13 protein-coding genes and 1 tRNA gene are annotated in these 19,115 nt (G+C 68.7%); 5 read left to right on the top strand and 9 right to left on the bottom strand.

The annotated features are described in order from the left end of the window. Nucleotides 1–74 precede the first annotated feature (74 nt). Nucleotides 75–704, bottom strand: a complete 630-nt coding sequence (locus BM150_RS01725; protein ID WP_092922688.1) for a 50S ribosomal protein L25/general stress protein Ctc — start codon at nucleotides 702–704, stop codon at nucleotides 75–77. A gap of 328 nt (nucleotides 705–1,032) precedes the next feature. On the opposite strand from BM150_RS01725, the gene BM150_RS01720 reads away from it, so the two are divergent. Further along, on the top strand, nucleotides 1,033–2,307 hold the full coding sequence (locus tag BM150_RS01720) for an Nramp family divalent metal transporter (RefSeq protein WP_092922685.1): 1,275 nt from the start codon (nucleotides 1,033–1,035) through the stop codon (nucleotides 2,305–2,307). Between the two features lie 101 nt (nucleotides 2,308–2,408). On the opposite strand, the gene BM150_RS01715 is transcribed toward BM150_RS01720, so the two are convergent. From BM150_RS01715 to BM150_RS01700, 4 genes are all read right to left on the bottom strand, one after another. Beyond that, entirely contained in the window at nucleotides 2,409–3,395 is a 987-nt protein-coding gene (locus BM150_RS01715; RefSeq protein ID WP_092923291.1) for a ribose-phosphate diphosphokinase, read from the bottom strand. Nucleotides 3,396–3,430: 35 nt separating this feature from the next. Beyond that, on the bottom strand, nucleotides 3,431–4,930 hold the full coding sequence (glmU, locus tag BM150_RS01710) for a bifunctional UDP-N-acetylglucosamine diphosphorylase/glucosamine-1-phosphate N-acetyltransferase GlmU (protein WP_092922682.1): 1,500 nt from the start codon (nucleotides 4,928–4,930) through the stop codon (nucleotides 3,431–3,433). A gap of 412 nt (nucleotides 4,931–5,342) precedes the next feature. After that, complete coding sequence (locus tag BM150_RS01705) at nucleotides 5,343–7,079, bottom strand: GGDEF domain-containing protein (RefSeq protein ID WP_092922679.1); 1,737 nt, start codon at nucleotides 7,077–7,079, stop codon at nucleotides 5,343–5,345. 62 nt (nucleotides 7,080–7,141) lie between these two features. Beyond that, a tRNA-Gln gene (locus BM150_RS01700) sits at nucleotides 7,142–7,212 on the bottom strand. A 449-nt stretch (nucleotides 7,213–7,661) separates the two neighbouring features. Between BM150_RS01700 and BM150_RS01695 the strand changes: the two genes are divergently transcribed. Continuing rightward, nucleotides 7,662–8,630, top strand: coding sequence for an acyl-CoA desaturase (locus BM150_RS01695; protein ID WP_092922676.1), 969 nt, complete (start codon nucleotides 7,662–7,664; stop codon nucleotides 8,628–8,630). 340 nt (nucleotides 8,631–8,970) lie between these two features. Then, a complete protein-coding gene (locus BM150_RS01690) occupies nucleotides 8,971–9,579 on the top strand; it encodes a TetR family transcriptional regulator (RefSeq protein ID WP_139219434.1) in 609 nt (202 codons plus the stop codon). 212 nt (nucleotides 9,580–9,791) lie between these two features. Here BM150_RS01690 and BM150_RS01685 read toward each other — a convergent pair whose 3' ends face one another. Continuing rightward, complete coding sequence (locus BM150_RS01685; RefSeq protein ID WP_092922670.1) at nucleotides 9,792–10,331, bottom strand: thioesterase family protein; 540 nt, start codon at nucleotides 10,329–10,331, stop codon at nucleotides 9,792–9,794. 176 nt (nucleotides 10,332–10,507) lie between these two features. Further along, the gene (locus BM150_RS01680; protein ID WP_217641294.1) at nucleotides 10,508–11,719 is read right to left on the bottom strand and encodes a PQQ-dependent sugar dehydrogenase; all 1,212 of its coding nucleotides are present in this window, start codon (nucleotides 11,717–11,719) and stop codon (nucleotides 10,508–10,510) included. Between the two features lie 290 nt (nucleotides 11,720–12,009). On the opposite strand from BM150_RS01680, the gene mfd reads away from it, so the two are divergent. Beyond that, on the top strand, nucleotides 12,010–15,621 hold the full coding sequence (gene mfd / locus BM150_RS01675; RefSeq protein ID WP_092923286.1) for a transcription-repair coupling factor: 3,612 nt from the start codon (nucleotides 12,010–12,012) through the stop codon (nucleotides 15,619–15,621). 115 nt (nucleotides 15,622–15,736) lie between these two features. Here mfd and BM150_RS01670 read toward each other — a convergent pair whose 3' ends face one another. Continuing rightward, nucleotides 15,737–16,963: an MFS transporter gene (locus BM150_RS01670; RefSeq protein WP_092922667.1), complete on the bottom strand. Its 1,227-nt coding sequence runs from the start codon at nucleotides 16,961–16,963 to the stop codon at nucleotides 15,737–15,739. A gap of 65 nt (nucleotides 16,964–17,028) precedes the next feature. Between BM150_RS01670 and BM150_RS01665 the strand changes: the two genes are divergently transcribed. Further along, nucleotides 17,029–17,445 carry a MerR family transcriptional regulator gene (locus tag BM150_RS01665; protein WP_092922664.1) on the top strand — a complete coding sequence of 139 codons (417 nt, stop codon included), beginning with the start codon at nucleotides 17,029–17,031 and terminating at the stop codon, nucleotides 17,443–17,445. A gap of 52 nt (nucleotides 17,446–17,497) precedes the next feature. Here BM150_RS01665 and BM150_RS01660 read toward each other — a convergent pair whose 3' ends face one another. Continuing rightward, nucleotides 17,498–19,030 (bottom strand): glycerol-3-phosphate dehydrogenase/oxidase, encoded by a 1,533-nt coding sequence (locus BM150_RS01660; RefSeq protein ID WP_092922661.1) that lies wholly within the window; start codon nucleotides 19,028–19,030, stop codon nucleotides 17,498–17,500. Nucleotides 19,031–19,115: the final 85 nt, after the last annotated feature.

Raw genomic sequence — 19,115 nt, 5'->3', positions numbered from 1 at the left:
ACTTTGTCACGCCTCGACACGCCCGTCGAGAACGGGTATGAAAACCGAGCCGACGAAGCGTCACCGATCGGCGATCACTCGTTCGCGGTCTCCTCCTCGGAGGACTCCTCGACGACACCGGCACCGCTGGTGTCGATCTCCGACTCCATCTCGGCCTCGGTCGGGGCCTCGGAGATGTTTACGACCAGGACGTCCTCGCCGCTCTGCAGCGTGGCGCCGCGCGGCAGGGTCACGTCCGGGGCGTGGATCTGGGTGCCGGCCTCGGCGCCCTGGATCGAGATCTCCAGCTGTTCCGGGATGTGGGTGGCCTCGACCTCGAGCTGGATCTCGTTCGCGTCCTGGGCGACCAGGGTTCCGGGCGCGGCCTCACCGGTGACCACGACCGGCACGTTGACGGTGACCTTCTCGCCGCGCCTGACCAGCAGCAGGTCCACGTGCTCGATGTAGTTCTTGGTCGGGTGAGTGGTGATCTCCTTGCACAGGGCGAGCTCGCTCTTGCCGCCCGTCACATCGAGAGTCAGCACGGCGTTGCGGCCGTTCTCGCGGACCACGCGGGCGAAATCCACGGTGGGCAGCGAGAGGTGCTTCGGGTCGGAACCGTGGCCGTAGAGCACCGCGGGGATCTTGCCCGCACGGCGGTACCTGCGGGCGGCTCCCTTGCCGAACTCGTTGCGCTGTTCCGCTGCGAGACGTACTTCGGACACGGTGACGTACTCCTTGGCTCAGGGATGGTGTGCATCAGTCGCTGTCCTGCGGCGGCGCGACGCGCGACTGGTCTGGCGGTCGGGGCGCCGAACGCTCTGCCGAAACCCTGGGAGCCGGAGCGGTGCACCGGTGTGCCACCGGTGACCACCAGCCGCCACGCCGATAACGCCGGATTCTCGAACCCGACCTCGCCGAGGCAACCAGGCCATTGTATGCGGCGACCGTTCCGGCTGGTTAACCGGCCGGGGTGAAGTGCCGGGGCGGATCCGAACAGGTTTCGCTGTCAATATCTTTCCTGCCCGGCCGCGCGATACTAGGTTGGCTCGCATGACTGCCGAGACCACCGCGAGTGAGCCAGCGAGCACGGACTGGCGCAGCAGGCTCCGGCGCGTCGGGCCGGGCATCATGGCAGCCGCCACCGGCGTCGGCGCGGGCGATCTGGTCGCCACGCTGGTGGCGGGATCACGCTTCGGGTACGCGCTGTTCTGGGCGATCCTGCTCGGCACCGTTTTCAAGATGGGGATCGGCGAGGCGGTGGGACGCTGGCACCTCGGGTCCGGCAGCACCATTCTCGCCGGTTGGCGCTCGCTCGGACGCTGGGCCACCGGATTCTTCGGCGTCTACATCGTGCTGTGGGGCTTCGTCTACGGCGCTACCGCCATGTCGGCCACCGGCCTGCCGCTGAACGCGCTGTTCCCGGCGCTGTCCGTGCGCTACTGGGGGATGATCTGCGGCGTGGTCGGCCTGGCTCTGGTGTGGCTGGGCCGGTACCGGCTGCTGGAACGGCTGATGACGATCCTGGTCGGCGTCATGTTCGTGGCCGTGGTGGGAACAGCCGTGCTGGTCGGACCGAACCTCGTCGCGCTCGGCGGCGGAATCGTCCCCCGACTGCCGGAGGGGTCACTGGCCTATGTGCTGGGCCTGATGGGAGGTGTCGGCGGCACGATCACGATGGCCGCCTACGGCTACTGGACCATGGCGAAGGGGTGGCGCACCCCGCGTTGGATCCCGTTCATGCGCACCGACAACGCGGTCGGCTACATCACCACCGGCATCTTCGTGGTGGCGATGCTGATCGTGGGATCCGAACTGCTGCTGGGGCAGGGCATGGCCGATGGTGACCGCGGCCTGCTCGAACTCGGCCAGCGACTGGCCGCGGATTACGGGCAGTGGGCGCGGCTGCCGTTCCTGGTCGGATTCCTGGCGGTGACGTTCACATCCCTGCTGGGCGTGTGGAACGGGGTGAGTCTGCTGTTCGCCGACTGGTGGCGTACTTGGTGGTCACGCGGGGAAACCGGTTCGGATCCCGGGAGCACCGCTGGGATGCGCAGTTGGCCGTTCCGCGGGTACGTGCTGTGGCTGACGGTTCCCCCGATGTCGTTGTTGTTCCTGGACAAGCCGTTCCAGCTCACGATCGCCTACGGAGTGTTGGGCGCGCTGTTCATGCCGTTCCTGGCCGGGACGCTGCTGGTGCTGCTGAACTCGGGGCGGATGCCCGCCGCCCACCGCTCGCGATGGCTGTCCAACACGGTGTTGGCACTGTGCCTGGTGCTGTTCGTCGTGCTGGCAGCGGACAAGCTGATCGGCTACGTCTCCTGGTAGGGCTTTGTCGACTCGGTCGTCCGCCGTGCTCGGGGCGCGTCAAATTCTCGCGAAATCGCCGCGCCCCCGGCCGCGCAGGGGGTTCACGCAGGGGCGGCCGCTCAGGCCTGGCCGTTGAACAGCCCGGTCACCGAGCCGTCCTCGAACACCTGGTGCACCGCCTTGGCGATCAGCGGAGCGATCGAGAGCACCGTGAGCTTCTCGAACCGCTTCTCCTCGGGGATCGGCAGAGTGTTGGTCAGCACCACCTGCTTGGCTCCGCTGTTGGAGAGCCGTTCCACGGCCGGGCCGGACAGCACGCCGTGCGTCGCGGCGATGATCACGTCCTTGGCGCCGGCTTCCAGCAGCTGTTCGGTGGCCTTCACGATCGTCCCACCGGTGTCGATCATGTCGTCGACCAGCACGCACAGCCGGTTCTCCACGTCGCCCACCACGCGGTTGGCCACCACCTCGTTGGGCTTGGTCGGGTCGCGGGTCTTGTGGATGAAGGCCAGCGGGGTGCCGCCCAGGTTGTCCGCCCACTTCTCGGCCACGCGCACCCGGCCGGAGTCCGGGGAGACGACCGTGATCCGCTCCTCGGAGTAGGCGTCCCTGACGTAGTCGGAGAGCACGGTCTGGGCCAGCAGGTGGTCCACCGGGCCGTCGAAGAAGCCCTGGATCTGGTCGGTGTGCAGGTCCACGGTCAGGATGCGGTCGGCACCGGCGGTCTTGAATAGATCGGCCATCAACCGTGCCGAGATGGGCTCGCGGCCCTTGTGCTTCTTGTCCTGCCTGGCGTAGCCGTAGAACGGCAGGACCACCGTGATGCGCTTGGCGCTACCGCGTTTGAGCGCGTCCACCATGACCAGCTGCTCCATCACGGCCTCGTTGATGGGGCTGCTGTGCGACTGGATCACGAACGCGTCGCAACCGCGTACCGACTCGTCGTAGCGGACGAATATCTCGCCGTTGGCGAACTCGTAGGCCGCCTGCGGTGTGACCGTAACGTCCAGATGCTTGGCGACCTCCTCGGCCAATTCGGGATGACTGCGGCCGGAAAAGAGTTTGAGGCTTTTCTTCGGAGTCGCGGACATTGCACTCACGGTCATCGTCCCCTCCCGTTGACGGCTGGAAAGCTCGAGTGTCACTCGTCGTTCTCGGTGGAGTTCTCACGGTCGGCCAGCGCACGCTGGGCGGCCTCGTCGGCGGCTGTGCCGGGACGTCGTTTGGCGACCCAGCCTTCGATGTTGCGTTGTTTCCCCCGGGCGACCGCCATCGCACCAGGAGGAACATCATCAGTGATGACCGAGCCCGCGGCGGTGTAGGCGCCGTCGTCGACCCGAACAGGAGCCACGAACATGTTGTCGGCACCAGTACGTGCGTGGGAGCCGATTACCGTGTGGTGTTTGGCCACGCCGTCGTAGTTGACGAAAACCGTGGCGGCTCCGATATTACTGTTCGTGCCAACCGTGGCGTCCCCGACGTAGCTCAGATGGGGAACCTTGGTCCCCGCGCCGATGTCGGCGTTCTTCACCTCGACAAAAGTACCTACCTTGCCGTCCTCGCCGAGACGGGTGCCCGAGCGGAGATAGGCGAACGGCCCCACCGAGGCCCCGGCCGCGACCTCGGCGTGCTCGCCGTGGGTGGACACGACCTCGGCGCCCGCGCCGATCGAGCAGGCGGTGAGCGTCGTCTCCGGGCCGATGCTCGCGCCCTCCCCCACGGTCGTGCCCGCACGCAGTCGTACGTTCGGTTCCAGCACGACGTCCCGGCCGAGCCGCACGTCGCAGTCCAACCACACACTGCTCGGATCCGTGATCGTGACACCCTCGCGCATCCAGTGCAGCAGCATCCTGCGGTTGAGCTCGGCCCCCACCGAGGCGAGCTGGACGCGGTCGTTGACCCCCTCGACCAGCCAGTTGTCCGAGCACACCAGTGCGCCCACGCCGAGCCCCTCGCCGCGGGCTATCGCCACCACGTCGGTGAGGTACAGCTCACCCTGTGAATTGTCCGTGGAGAGCCGCCGGAGCGCGGTGTCGAGGAAACGCGCGTCGAAGGCGTAGACCCCGGAATTGATCTCGTCGATCGTGGCCTGCTCGGGCGTGGCGTCCTTCTGCTCCACAATGGAGGTGACCTCGCCCGCGGCGTCGCGCACGATCCGGCCGTAACCCGCCGGATGCTCCACCACGGCGGTCAACAGGGTCACCGCGTTGCCGGATCGGCGGTGTTCACGCAGCAGCGCCCGCATCGTGGCGGAATCGAGCAGCGGAATATCACCGTAGGTGACCAGCACGGTCCCGGCGGACTCCCGTTGTTCTCGGCCACAGCGCACCGCGTGGCCGGTGCCGAGCTGTTCCTGCTGCACCACCGTCTCGATGCGGCGACCGAGTCCGTCCTGCAACGCCGCGAGATGTTCGTCGACGGCTTGCCTGCCGTGCCCGATGACCACACTCAACTCGTCCGGTTCCGCGCCCGCCGCGGCGCGGACGGAATGCTCGAGCAGCGGTCTGCCCGCGATCCGGTGCAGCACCTTCGGAGTCGCGGATTTCATTCGAGTGCCTTCGCCCGCGGCCAGCACGAGCACACTCACGGGGTCGGAAGACATGCCGTCCGAAGGCGGCTGGGCCGAAACGCCCTCGAGCATCGATGCTCTCCCTCGGAGTCCAGCGGTTTCGACGCCGACTCACCGCCACCCTTGGTTACTGCCGGACTCCGCGAGACCGAACCCGTAGCAGTCCCGGTAAGGACGGTGCCTGTACGTCCAATCGGGTGAAGGGTAACTGTCCGGACGCTGTATCGGACCGCTGCCCCGGTATGTAATGACGTGACGGTGTGCCGGTGGGAGGAATGTTACCGCGCGTGTCCGTTCCGTGCGCGGTTTTCGGGTGGTTTCTCGCGCGTTCACCTTCCGCTCGTCCGTGCGTTGGTCCGGGCGACCCGGGGGGCCGGAACGGGCACCAGCCGGGGTGCCCGGCGACACCGAGGTGTCGCGACTCACGTACCGCTCCGCGGGGAGCGTGAATCCCGGTTTCCGGAAGCTCGGCGAACCGGGACGACTACTGCTCCGATTCGGGTGGAATCCAGGCCGGCGGTTCGGCGGGGTCACCGTGGTGCGCGTCCCCGGACATCGCCGCGACCTGGTTACCGCCCCGTCGTTTCGACTGGTACATCGCGGTGTCGGAGCGGGCCAGCACCTCGCTGCCGCTCTCCTGGGGCAGCATCGCCACCACCCCGATGGACAGCGTCACTCCCCGGGACAGTGAACCGGGCAGGCGGGACACGGCGTTGACCGTGCGGGTCAGTGCGCTCTCGGCGGCCTCCAGCTCCACCCCGGGCAGCAGGACCACGAACTCGTCACCGCCGTAGCGCGAGACGAGGTCGTCGGCGCGGAGCGTGTCGCTGAGCGTGCGCGCGATGACCCGGAGGACCTCGTCGCCCTCGGCGTGCGAGAGCTGGTCGTTGACCTCCTTGAAACCGTCCAGATCGACCAGTGCCACCGACAGCGGCTGCGCGTCGGGTTCGCGCAGCATGCTCTCCAGCTTCGCGTCCAGCGCTCTGCGGTTGGGCAGCCCGGTGAGCGGGTCGTGCATGGCCTGCCTGGTGATCGCGTGGTGCTGCCGGTTCAGTCGTTGCCGGTCCAGGCGGGCCATAAGCGTGGCGCTGCGCGAGGCGCGCATGGTCCACAGCTCCGATTCGAGCTCCTGGGCGTACTCCTCGACGGCGGCGGCGGTGTTGTCCGGATCGAGCCTGGCGCGTCTGGCGTACTCGCGCACCAACGAGATCCGGAGGCTGGGTTCGGAGATGTCCTCGTAGATCCGTTGCCGCGTCTCGGAAAGCACCCTGGTCGCCTCGTCCGGACGTTCCGCGCTGTCGTAACAACGTGCCAACGCGATCGCTATGATGATCGTTTCCTGCACGGGCAGTTCCAGCCCTGGATCGGAAACCTCCTCCAACTTGTCGATGTGCGAACCGTCCGGCTCCGCCAACGCGCAAGCGGCCGCCAGCACGGGCATCTGCTCCGCGGCCTTCCTACCGGGAACCCGGGGAAACAACGACTCCTGCCACGGCCCGTCCACCGCGACCGCTATCTGCGCGGCGGTGCTGAACCTGCCGTCGGCGTCGTCCTGCTTGCCGATCCGCTCCAGCCGCAGGCCCCAGCCGAGCAGCATCCGACACCGGTTGATCAGGTGGGTGGCGATCTCGTGCGGCCCGCCGCTCTCGCGGATCCGATGGTGCGCTCGGGCCATCACCTCGTCGGCGATGTCGAACACGCCCAGTTGGGTGAGTACGAGACCGATGTCGATCAGCGAGGTGGCCAGCAGCCGTTCCCAGGAGCGCCTGCCCAGCGCGGCGTCCGGCACCAGGTCGTCGTCCAGGATCACCAATGCTTCCGCCGCCTGGTTCAGGGCGTTGTCCTCGTTGCCGTCCAGCAGGGCCAGCCTGCCGCGCAGGGCGTGCGCGTCGGCACGAAGTACGTCGAGGCGGTGTCTTCGTGCGTGCGTCAGCAGCTCGTCCAGCAGCGGGACGGCTTGTTCGGCCATGCCCGGCGTGCACAGACGCAGTGTCGCGCAGCAGCACAGCAGTTGCCCGAGCATTCTCGGATGCCCCCGTCTGCGGGCCTCGGTGAGGAGGTTGTCCGCTTCCCGACGAGTGGCGTCTCGTGCTTGTGGATCACTGTGCTGACCGATGACCTGCAGTTCGCGCGCACGTCCGACCAACCACGCGTCGGACAGTTCACCGAGCGAGGTTGCCGCTCCCTCCCGCGCGTCAACCACGTCGTCGCGCAGCGGCACACACCCCCTGCCAAATCCGGCCGGGCCAGGCCGGTGCGTGTTGTCAACCGGGGTGCCGGTCGCTCCGCCGCCAGGATTCGAACCTGGACTATCGGAACCAAAATCCGAGGTGCTGCCTTTACACTACGGCGGACCGCACGACACGACATCACTTTCCCGATGACGCGGTGTCGCGCCACCGATGTCCACACCGCAGCCTACCGACTACACGCCGCGCTGACGATGTCGGACTGTCCGCTGTCGTGCCCGAGCACATGATGTCATGTCCGGTTTCGGTGTTCGTAGCCGGATGGATGTTGTGGGGTCGTCTCGTTCGCCCCCATCCTGTGTATGGCCCGCCACGCCACTCGGGAAGTGCTCCTGGTTCGGCCCGGCTGGACGTGGGGTACTGCCGGCGTGAGGCTTGGGAGCGCGGTGGAACCCGGGAACTTACGCCGGCGTAGGTTACGGTGTCGTAGGCTGAATGGCGCATTCCGGTCGCGCCGGGGCGTCATCCGCGCGGCCGTGGGGTGTGCACGCGGTAGCGGGCCGCTCCGAACAACCGGTACAACCTCTGTTCCCGACCCCAGTTGAGGTAGCGATATGACCGCACCAACCGAGAGCGCGGCCGCGGAGCAGCCGCCCCGGCGCGCTGCTCCGAAACCACTTACCGCGGGAAATCGCCCGCGAGTCGCACAGGCCCTGGTTTACGTGTTCGTGATAGTTCCACTGCTCGCCCTGGTGGCGGCCGTTCCCTTCGCCTGGGGGTGGGGACTCGGTGTGGTGGACATCTCGTTGGCCATCGTCTTCTACGTACTCAGCGGCCTCGGCGTCACCGTCGGTTTCCACCGACTGTTCACGCACAGGTCGTTCAAGACCAACCGAGCCGTACAGGTGCTGCTGGCCATCTCGGGCATGGGCGCGGTGCAGGGGCCGGTGATCAACTGGGTCGCCGACCACCGCAGGCACCACGCCTACTCCGACCGGGAGGGCGACCCGCATTCGCCCTGGCGCTTCGGCAGCTCCGCCACGGCGCTGGCCAAGGGGTTCTGGCACGCCCACATGGGTTGGCTGTTCGAACGTGACGTGACCAACGTGGATCGGTTCGCTCCCGACCTGCTCAAGGACCGCGTCCTCGAGCGGATCAACAGGCTCTTCCCGTTGTGGACCGTGGCCAGCTTCGTGCTCCCCGCCGTGCTCGGCGGGCTGATCACCTGGTCCTGGTGGGGAGCGCTCACCGCGTTCTTCTGGGCCGGTCTGGTCCGGGTGTCGGTGCTGCACCACATCACCTGGTCGGTGAACTCCATCTGCCACATGATCGGCGAGCGTCCGTTCAAGAGCCGTGACAAGGCCGCCAACTTCTGGCCGCTGGCGCTGATCTCGTTCGGCGAGTCCTGGCACAACTCGCACCACGCCGATCCGACCTGCGCGCGGCACGGGGTGCTCAAGGGGCAGCTCGACATCTCGGCACGGTTGATCTGGATGCTGGAGAAGCTCGGCTGGGCCTGGAAGGTCCGCTGGCCCAACGAGCAGCGGCTCGCCCGCATCTCGGTTACCGAGGAGCACGGCTGAGGCCACCGATCCGACAGGAGCTGCTCACTCCGGTTCGCCGGGGTGAACCGTCGCGGAATCGCTCGCGGGCTCTCGCGCGGCGAGGACCGACATGGCGCGGTGTTCCCGCCCCGCGTCGGCCTCACCTGTGGTGGGAGCTCGCGAGGCCCCGTGGGCGTGAGGGGGCCGCTTCGGTGCGCGGGCCGCGGCACACCCCGGCCCGACACCACGACGGAGGCGTGTTCACGGGAAGCCTCACCGGTACGTAGGGTGATCTGTCATGGCGGTACGGCGACGTGGACGGGGCCGGTCCGACAGTGCTTCCGGTGGCAACGGCTCCCGCGGGGCCGGCCGGGTGCGGATGACCGGCAAGGAACGTCGGCAGCAGCTGTTGGACGTCGCCAGGGCGCTGTTCGCGGAGAAGGGCTTCGACGGCGCCTCCATCGAGGAGATCGCCCATCGTGCCGAGGTCTCCAAGCCGGTGGTCTACGAGCACTTCGGTGGTAAGGAAGGCATCTACGCCGTGGTCGTGGACCGCGAGATGCAGACGCTGCTCGACAGGGTCGTCTCCGCCCTGTCGGCGGGGCATCCGCGCGAGCTGCTGGAACAGGCGGCCTGCGCGCTGCTGGACTACATCGACAATTCCACGGACGGCTTTCGGATTCTGGTCCGTGATTCTCCGGTGGCCAGCACCACCGGAACGTTCTCCGGGCTGCTCAACGACATAGCCAGCCAGGTCGAGCACATCTTCGGCCTCCAGTTCAGTGCCCGCGGTTACGATCCCGAACTGGCCCCGCTCTACAGCCAGGCGCTGGTGGGGATGGTGGCGCTGACCGCGCAGTGGTGGCTGGAGGTGCACCGGCCCGGCAGGGACGAGGTCGCCGCCCACCTGGTCAACCTCGCCTGGAACGGTCTCTCGCACCTGGAACACGATCCGCGGCTGCGCAGCCGCGACCACGACCCCGAGTGAGTAGCTCCCCGCTTCGATCCCGGCGGCGTCGATTTCTCGCGAAATTGTCGCCCCCGGTGGTGTGGTGCGGCCCCGTGTGCGTCGATTTCTCGCGAAATCGCCGCGCCATCGACGCGGGCCGAACTACCTACCCGATGTCTCCGGACCCGCGGCGAGAGCCGTGCGGGAGGTTCCGCCACAGCACCATCCGAGCAACTCGAGCCGACGAGCACTCACTTTTCCTGTTCGAGTTCGCGGGTGTGTTCGTATCCGGCCTTGCTCCACTGGGCCACCCATTCGGGCAGTTCCGGACGCTCCACGGAGCCGGGCAGCAGGTTCGCCACCTGCTCCGGGGTGACCCGCTCACCGGTTTTGGAGAGGAACCTGAGCTGGATCACCGCCGTGGTGGTGAGCTTTCCGCCGCTGACCGCCCGGTGCTCCATGAACAGGTGTCGTTCGTCCCAGCCGATGATCCTGGTGCGCAGCGTGAACGCGCGGAACGGCCGCAGCGGGCGGCGGAACGATCCGGTCTCGTTGGTGACCACGGCGTACCAGCCCTTCGGCCGTATCCTGCGCAGTATTCCGGAGCGCAGCATCAGGTCGATACGCCCGAGATCGAAGATCGAGAAGTAGACACCGTTGTTCATGTGCCCCAGCAGGTCCAGATCGGTGGGCGCCACCCGGAAGTTCGTGTAGCAGGGGCCGAGCGGGTGCACCCTGCGGCCGAACACGGTCTTGACCGCGAGCACGACCAGGCGCAGCAGCATGTTCATCGGTGTGTTCCTTCCGTGCCGCGCCGAGAACGCGGTGTATCAGCGGCAAAAGTTACTGTCGAGTAGACAACGTTAGGTTCGGCGGTACCGCTGCCACAACCGCCCGTGAACACCGACACACCGTGCTTCGCTCACCGCCGCCCCGAGCGGCGGAACCGGCGCGGTACCGCCGTAGATCAGGCAGGGGCGACCCGCAGCAGTTGATCGCCGGAACCGTTCGACGTGGTCAGGTACAGCGCGTCGTCCGGGCCGAGCGTGGCGGCTCGCAACCTGCCGTGGGTGCCGTCCAGCTCCTTCGGTACCCACATCCGCCGCACCGAGCGACCGTCGTCGGACAGTCGGAACAGCAGCAGCTTGCTGCCCTTCAACGTCGTGACGGCGAGAACCCCTTCCAACGATCCCCAGCGCGAACCGCGCAGGAAGGTCGCGTCGCAGACCGCCACGGTCTCGTCGCCCGAGGTCCACACGGCGGGCACCGCGTCGGGGAACCGCTCCCGATCGGTCATCGGCACCGACTCGTCGTAGTATCCGCTCCGTCCGCCCCGTGAGGGGGCCCAGCCGTAGTTGCCGCCCGGAACCAGCCGGTTCAGCTCGTCGTCCACATCGGGGCCGTGCTCGGCCACGAACACCTCGCCGTCCTCGCGCACTGCCACACCCTGCGGGTTGCGGTGTCCGAAAGTGTAGATCAACCGGGTGGCGGGATCCGACGCGTCGATCATCGGGTTGTCCGGTGCCGGATCACCGGTGTCCGGCCGTAGCCGCAGCACCTTGCCACCCAGTGATCCCCGGTCCTGCGCTACCCCGGAGCGCGCGGTGTCCCCGGTGGTGACCAGCAGGTTCCCGTCGTTGTCGAGGGCGGGTCTGCACCCCGAGTGCCTGCCGCTGGGGTTGAGCGGCAGCCCGGTCAGCAGCGTGCCGGTTCGTTCGGCCCGCCGTCCGTCGGCGGACAACCGCCACTCGACCAGCCGGATGTCGATCGTCTCGCCGTCGCGCTGGTGCGTCTGGCACGTCAGGAACCGCCGGTTCTCGTCGAAGTCGGGGTCCACCAGCAGCCCCATGAGGCCGCCCTCCCCGCGAGCGAGCAGGTCGTCGAAGTTCGCCCGGACCGTGCCGGTTCCCGAATCGCCGACCACGGCCAGTCGGCCGGGGCGCTGCGTCACGAGTGCCGAACCGTTCGGCAGGAATCCCACGTCCCAACCGTGCTCCAGCCGGTCGGACAGCACCTCCACCCGCAGCGGTGGCGCGGGATCCGGTGTAGTGGTGCGTTCCCCGTCGGTGCCCCCACCGCCGCAGCCTCCCAGCAGCAACGTGCCCGCCATGCCGGAGAGCACCGCGCGGCGGGAGATCACCGGTCGATTCGGAAGCTGGGAACGATCGGGTGTGACCATACCCACATCCTGGCATCGTTTCCGGACCCGGCGAACCGGGACGACAGTGCCCTGCCCGGAGCGGTGCGGTGTCGTTACCGGAGTGCGAAGCGCCCCTGCCCGAACGAGGTGGCGTCCCGCACGGGATGGGGCGGGCCGCCCGGGAGTCACCGCCCGCGAGTCGTACGCTGGTTCGGGTGCCCGCGGGCCGGAGGCAGTGCCCTGCGGCGGGCGAGGCCGCTTCCACGGTGTTCCCACTGTTCGCGGGATCGTGTGCCGACGTTCCCTTCGTCGCGGTGCGAGGTTGTTCCATGACCCAGGCTGGGCCGCTGGCCGGACTGTTCCAAACTCTTTCGCGTGACCCGGCGCTGGGGCGGGTCGCGGCCGTGGCCGATTCGCCGCGGCTGTCGATGGAGGGGCCCGCCGCGGCGCGACCGCTGGTCGCCACCGCGCTGGCGGCGGGCAGCCGACTCGGCGGCAGCGACCGACCGGTACTGCTGGTCACCGCGACCGGCCGGGAGGCCGACGAGATCGCGGCGGCCGTCTCCTCGCTGCTCGGCCCCCAGGGGGTCGAGGTGATGCCCTCCTGGGAGACCCTGCCGCACGAGCGCCTGTCCCCGCGCGCGGACACCGTCGGGCGGCGACTCGCGGTGCTGCGCAGGCTCGCGCATCCCGAGGAACACCCGCACGGGGCCCTGCGGGTGCTGATCACCACCGTGCGCAGCCTGATTCAGCCGGTCGCGCCCGGCCTGGGGGAGCTGCCCCCGGTGCTGCTCGGGGTGGGCGAGGAACACGAGTTCGAACAGCTCGCCACCCGCCTGACCGAACTCGCCTACAACCGCGTGGACATGGTCGAGAAGCGCGGTGAGTTCGCGGTGCGCGGCGGCATCGTCGACGTCTTTCCGCCGACCGAGGAACACCCGCTGCGGTTGGAGTTCTTCGGCGACGAGGTCACCGCCATCCGCCCCTTCTCGGTCTCCGACCAGCGCTCGCTGTCCGACGGCGCCGACGAGCAGGACCCGCCCCGGCTGCACGCACCGCCGTGCCGCGAGTTGCTGCTCACCGAGGACGTGCGCGCCAAGGCCCGCGAACTGTCCGAACACCACTCGGGTGACGCGCAGCTCGGCGAGATGCTCAACGGCATCGCCGAGGGGATCGCCACCGAAGGCATGGAGGCGCTGATACCGGCGCTGTGCGCGGGCAGGATGGAGTTGTTGACCGATCTGCTGCCCGACGGCACTCACGTGGTGCTCGCCGATCCGGAGAAGGTCCGGGCACGGGCCGCGGATCTGGTGCGGACCGGCGAGGAGTTCCTCGAAGCCTCCTGGATGGTCGCGGCCGACGGCGGCAAGGCCCCGATCGATCTCGGCGCCTCCGCCTACCGTGACCTGGCCGAGGTGGCCGAGTACACCCGCGAACTCGGGCTGCCGTGGTGGACCCTGAGCCAGTTCAGCAGCGTCGAGGAGGGTGACGACGAGGCCCTGCGGCTCGGGCTCAAGCAGGTCGAGCAGTACCGCGGTGACGTGTCGCGGGCCTTCGACGACCTGCGCGCCCACACCGCCGGTGGTGGTGCCACCCTGCTGGTGGTGCCCGGCACCGGTACCGCGCAGCGCGCCGTCCAGCAGCTGGGCGAGGTGGATCTGCCCGCCCGGCACGCCGAGAACGGGCTCGCGGAGGCCCCGGAGGCCGGTGTGGTCACGGTGGTGCGCGCCGACATGGAGGACGGCTTCGCGGCCCCCGACGTGGGGCTGGTGGTGCTCACCGAGGCCGATCTGACCGGCGGTCGCGGCGGTACCTCGACCAAGGACATGCGCCGGATGCCCTCGCGGCGGCGCAACGGGGTGGATCCGCTCGCGCTCAAACCGGGCGATCACGTGGTGCACGAGCAGCACGGCATCGGCAAGTACGTCGAGATGGTGCAGCGCACCATCGGCGGTGCCACCCGCGAGTACCTGGTGCTGGAGTACGCCTCCAGCAAGCGGGGTCAGTCGGGCGACCGGTTGTTCGTGCCGACCGACCAGCTCGACGAGGTCTCGCGCTACGTCGGTGGCGAGGTCCCCACGCTGAACAAGCTCGGCGGTTCCGACTGGAAGAACACCAAGGCCAAGGCCCGCAAGGCGGTCAAGGAGATCGCCTCGGAGCTGGTCCAGCTCTACGCGGCCAGGCAGTCCGCGCCCGGTCACGCCTTCGGCGAGGACTCTCCGTGGCAGCGCGAGCTGGAGGACGCCTTTCCCTACACCGAGACCGGTGATCAGCTCGCCGCGATCGAGGAGGTCAAGACCGACATGCGGAACTCGGTCCCGATGGACCGGGTCATCTGCGGTGACGTCGGCTACGGCAAGACCGAGATCGCGGTGCGCGCGGCGTTCAAGGCGGTGCAGGACGGCAAGCAGGTGGCGGTGCTGGTGCCGACCACCCTGCTGGCGCAGCAGCACCTGAACACCTTCACCGACCGGATGCACTCCTTCCCGGTCAACATCAAGGGGCTCTCCCGGTTCACCGATCCGCACGAGTCCGAGCAGACCGTCAACGGGCTGCTCACCGGCGAGGTGGACATCGTCATCGGCACCCACCGGTTGCTGCAGACGGGGGTGCGCTACAAGGACCTCGGGATGGTCATCGTCGACGAGGAGCAGCGCTTCGGTGTGGAGCACAAGGAGCACATCAAGCAGCTGCGCACCCACGTGGACGTGCTGACCATGTCGGCCACCCCCATCCCGCGCACCCTGGAGATGAGCATGGCGGGCATCCGCGAGATGTCCAACATCCTCACCCCGCCCGAGGAGCGCCACCCGGTGCTGACCTACGTCGGCGTCTACGACGAGAAGCAGGTCGCCGCGGCGGTGCGACGGGAACTGCTGCGGGACGGTCAGGTGTTCTTCGTGCACAACCGGGTGCACGATATCGAGAAGACCGCCCGGCACCTGCGTGAACTCGTTCCGGAGGCGCGGGTGGTCACCGCGCACGGGCAGATGAACGAGGACCGGCTGGAAAAGATCATCCAGGGATTCTGGGAACGCGAGTACGACGTACTGGTGTGTACCACGATCGTGGAGACCGGTCTGGACATCTCGAACGCCAACACGCTGATCGTGGACCGCTCGGACGCGCTGGGGCTGGCGCAGCTGCACCAGCTGCGCGGCAGGGTCGGCCGGGCCAGGGAGCGCGGCTACGCGTACTTCCTCTACCCGCCGGAGAAGCCGCTGACCGACACCGCGCACGACCGACTGGCCACCATCGCGCAGAACTCGGAGCTGGGGGCGGGGATGGCCGTGGCCATGAAGGACCTGGAGATCCGGGGCGCGGGCAACATCCTCGGTTCCGAGCAGTCCGGGCACATCGCCGGGGTGGGCTTCGACCTGTACATGCGGCTGGTCGGCGAGGCGGTGCAGGCCTATCGCGAGGACGCCGGGGCCGAGCCGGAGGAGCAGGAGGAACTCACCGACGTGCGGGTGGACCTGCCGGTCGACGCGCACATCCCGCACGACTACGTGCCGGGGGAGCGGTTGCGGCTGGAGGCCTACCGCAAGATCGCCGCCTCCTCCGGACAGTCCGATTTGGACGCCGTGCGCAACGAGCTCGCCGATCGCTACGGCACGCCGCCGAGGTCGGTGGAACGACTGCTCAGGGTCACCGCGTTCCGCCAGCTGTGCCGCGAGTACGGCGTGACCGAGGTGACGTTGCAGGGAACCTCGATCAGGTTCGCGCCGCTGGAACTGTCCGATTCGGCCCAGATGCGCATGAAGCGGCTCTACCCGAAGGCGGTCTACAAGTCGGCCGTGCGCACCGTTTCGGTGGCCCGGCCGACCGAGGGCGCCGCGGGCGGCAACATCGGAGCGCCGCAGCTGCGGGACGAGGAGTTGCTGGACTGGTGCGGCAAGCTGGTGGAGTCGCTGGCCGCCGCGCCCGTGGCGGCCGGGTGAGCCGATCCGAGGACGGTGGTGGTGCTCGCGCGGCATCACCACCGTGCTCGACGGTTCCGGACTCAGGTCGAGTGCTGCTCGTTCGGGCCCGAGCCCACGATTCGATCCGGACCGGTCATTTCGCCGGCTCCGGGATCGCTTCCAGCGGTGCCGATTTCTTTCGGGGGAAACCGTGACGGCTCGCCGCGAGGACCGCGATCAGCACCGGGAGCAGCAGGACCAGCACGCTCCACGGGAAGGCGGTGGGGCCGAAGAGGTCGAGGATGACCCCGCCGACGACGCCACCGGCGGCCATCCCCACGTTCCACAGGGTGACCAGTATCGCCAGTGCCGTGTCACCGGCCTTGCCACCAGCGTCGCCCACGGCGGTCTGCAGGAGCGTGGGAACGCCTCCCCATCCCAGGCCCCAGAGCGCGACGGCGAGGTAGACCAGCGTGGGACTCGTCGCGAGTACGGCCAGCAGGGTGGCACCCGCGGCCACGAGAAGCGTGCCCGCGATGGTCAGCGTCCGCAGTCGACGGTCGATCTGCGCCCCCACGATCCAGATGCTGACGATGGAGGCGATACCGAAGATCAGCAGGGCCAGGCTCACCGAGCCACCGAGGCCGACGTGCCCGAGGAATGTGGCTATGTAGGTGTAGAGGATGTTGTGCGCCAGCACGAACGCCAGGGTCACGAACAGGACGGCTCCGACACCGGGGATGGCCAGGGTTCGCGTGAGCGGAATTCGTCCACCACGTTCGTGGCCCGGGTAGTCGGGAACCGTCGCCGCGATCCACAGGATCAGTGCGAGGGCTATCACCGACATCACCGAGAAGGTGACTTGCCAGCCGAGCAGTTCACCGAGGAAGGTTCCCGCGGGCACTCCCAGCGACAGCGCCAGCGGGATACCCGCCATCACGATCGCTATGGCCCTGCCCTGCATGGGTTCCGGTGTCATGCGGCGGGCGTAGGTGGCCAGCAGCGCCCAGACGATGCCAGCGGCCACGCCGCCCACGAAACGGGCAGCCATGGTCAGCGGATAGTACGTCGACAGTGCGGTGACCGTGTTGGCCACCGCGAAGCCGACGACACCGGTCAGCAGCAGTCTCTTGCGCCGCCACCCCGCTGTGACGGCGGACAGCGGGATGGCCGTGGCCGCTGTCCCGAGGGCGTACAGCGTGACCAGCTGGCCGATGGCGGACTCGCTGACGTCGAGGTCGGAGCTCATCGCGGGCAGCACACCGGCGGGCAACGTCTCCGTGAGGACCGTGATGAAGGCGGCTGTCGCCAGCGCCAGCAGTGCTCTCAGCGGGAGCTTTCCGCGTTGTTCGGATTCGGCGTGTAGCTGTGTACTGGACATGCGGCTAGACTGAGACCTTCACACTTGTGTGAGGGTCAATGGGGATGGTGGGTGATTCACGACATATGCGAATCGGTGAGTTGTCGGAGCGGACGGGTACCTCGCGTCGGCTGCTCCGCTACTACGAGGAACAGGGGCTCATAGCGCCGACGCGATCGGCCAACGGGTACCGCGACTACGACGAGGCCAATGTGGATCGCGTGGCGCAGATCAGAGGACTGCTCGATTCCGGGCTGCCCACCCGGATCATCAAGCAGATCCTTCCTTGTCTGAACCAGCCCCGTGTGATCCACTTCTCCGACGCGACACCGGAGATGCTCGCGACTCTGGAGTTCGAACTCGACCGGATGACGCAACGTATCAGGTGTCTCACCCGTAACAGGGACGCCATAGCGGAGTACCTGGCTGCCGTGCGGACCGACGAGGGCCGCGAGGCCGACGACGGGCACGAGGCCGTCGTCGGTGTTCCGGCCCGGGCCTGAGTGCTCGCCGGTGGTCCTTTTCCGAGTGGGCGCTCCTTCCGGTGCGCTCGCCTCATTCCAGCGCGTGCCGCGCGGCGGGCAGCGCGGCCTCGCGGTCGCGTGCCACCACGCCGACGCGGGTTCTGCGGTCGAGCAGGTCCGCTGTGTCCAGCGCGCCCTCGTGCCGCACGGCGAACCGCAGCTCGGCGGGGGTGGTAGACACGTTCCCGGTGATCGGTTCCAGCGCGGCACCGTCCCCCTCGGCCTGTTCGAGCACGGCCGGAGCCTCCGTGCCGTAGCGCGTGACGAGCTCACGCGGTGCGCGCACCCGGGACAACCGCGCCCGGTCGGCCGCTCCCACCAGCGGCAGTCGCCTGGTGCGGCACGGTCCCGCGCTCAGCCCGGCGTGCCGAACCGCCGCGTCCACCGCGTCCTCGGCCATGCGCCGGTAGGTGGTCAGCTTGCCGCCCACCACGCTGATCACGCCGTTCTCGCCGGTCAGCACCGTGTGGCTCCGGGACAGGTCCGCGCTGCCGCCCGATTCGCCGCCGGTGCCGCCGTCCAGCAGCGGACGCAGCCCCGAGTACGTGTCGAGCACGTCGGCGGCGCGCAGCGGTTCGGTGAGCACGGTGTTGATCGTCTCCAGCAGGAAGTCCACCTCGTGCCGCGCCGCCTCCGGGACGTCCGGCACGTCTCCGGGGGCATCCTCATCGGTGAGTCCGATGTGGACCCTTCCGTTGTCGGCGGGCAGCGCGAACACGAACCGGTTGGTGGTTCCCGGGATCGGCACCGTCAGTCCCGCGTGCAGGCCGGGCAGTGACTCGGCCGAGACCACCAGGTGCGTTCCGCGGCTGGGCCGCAGCTTCAGGTCCCCGGCGATCTCACCGGCCCACACACCCGCCGCGTTGACCACGGCCCGCGCCCGCACCGGCACCGTCCCGCCGCCGAGCCGATCGCGCAGCACGGCCCCTTCGCCGGTGACGTCCTCGGCGGCGCACCTGGTGAGCACCCTGGCGCCGTGTCCGGCGGCGGTGCGGGCGATCGCGGTTACCAGCCTGGCATCGTCGGTCAACCGCCCGTCCCAGGCCAGCAGCCCGCCGCGCAATCCCTCGTGCCGGACCGGGGGAGCCATGCGCAGCGTCTCGGCGGTGCCGATCCCTCTGGAGCGGGGCAGCGAGCTCGAACCGGTCCGCGCTGCCAGTCGGAGCGCGTCCCCGGCCAGGAAGCCCGTCCGCACCAACGCGGCCTGCCGTGTATTCGTCTCCGGCAGCAGCGGCACCAGCTGCGGTAACGGCGCCGTCAGGTGCGGGGCGGTGTGGCGCAGCAGGATTCCGCGTTCCACCGCGCTCTCGTACGCGATGCCGACGTCGCCGGAGGCCAGGTAGCGCAACCCGCCGTGCACGAGTTTGGAACTCCACCGGCTGGTGCCGAACGCCAGGTCGTGCCGCTCGGCCAGCACCACCGACAGCCCCCGGGAGGCCGCGTCGAGCGCGACTCCGGTGCCGGTGACACCGCCGCCGATCACCAGCAGATCCACCCGCTCGGTCTCGGCCAGTTCGGACAGTTCGCGATTCCTGCGGGCGGCGTTCAGCGAGGTGTCGCGCATGGGGCACTCCTTGTCGAGGTTCGATACCGCTGCTCGATGTCGGGCCGCACGGAGCGAGAGCCCGCGAGAGGTTCCGCCACCCGAG

The organism is Actinopolyspora alba, from assembly GCF_900112765.1.
GTDB lineage: Bacteria > Actinomycetota > Actinomycetes > Mycobacteriales > Pseudonocardiaceae > Actinopolyspora > Actinopolyspora alba.
The sequence above is the reverse complement of the archived record's forward strand: the minus strand, read 5'-3'. Positions and strand labels throughout refer to the sequence as shown.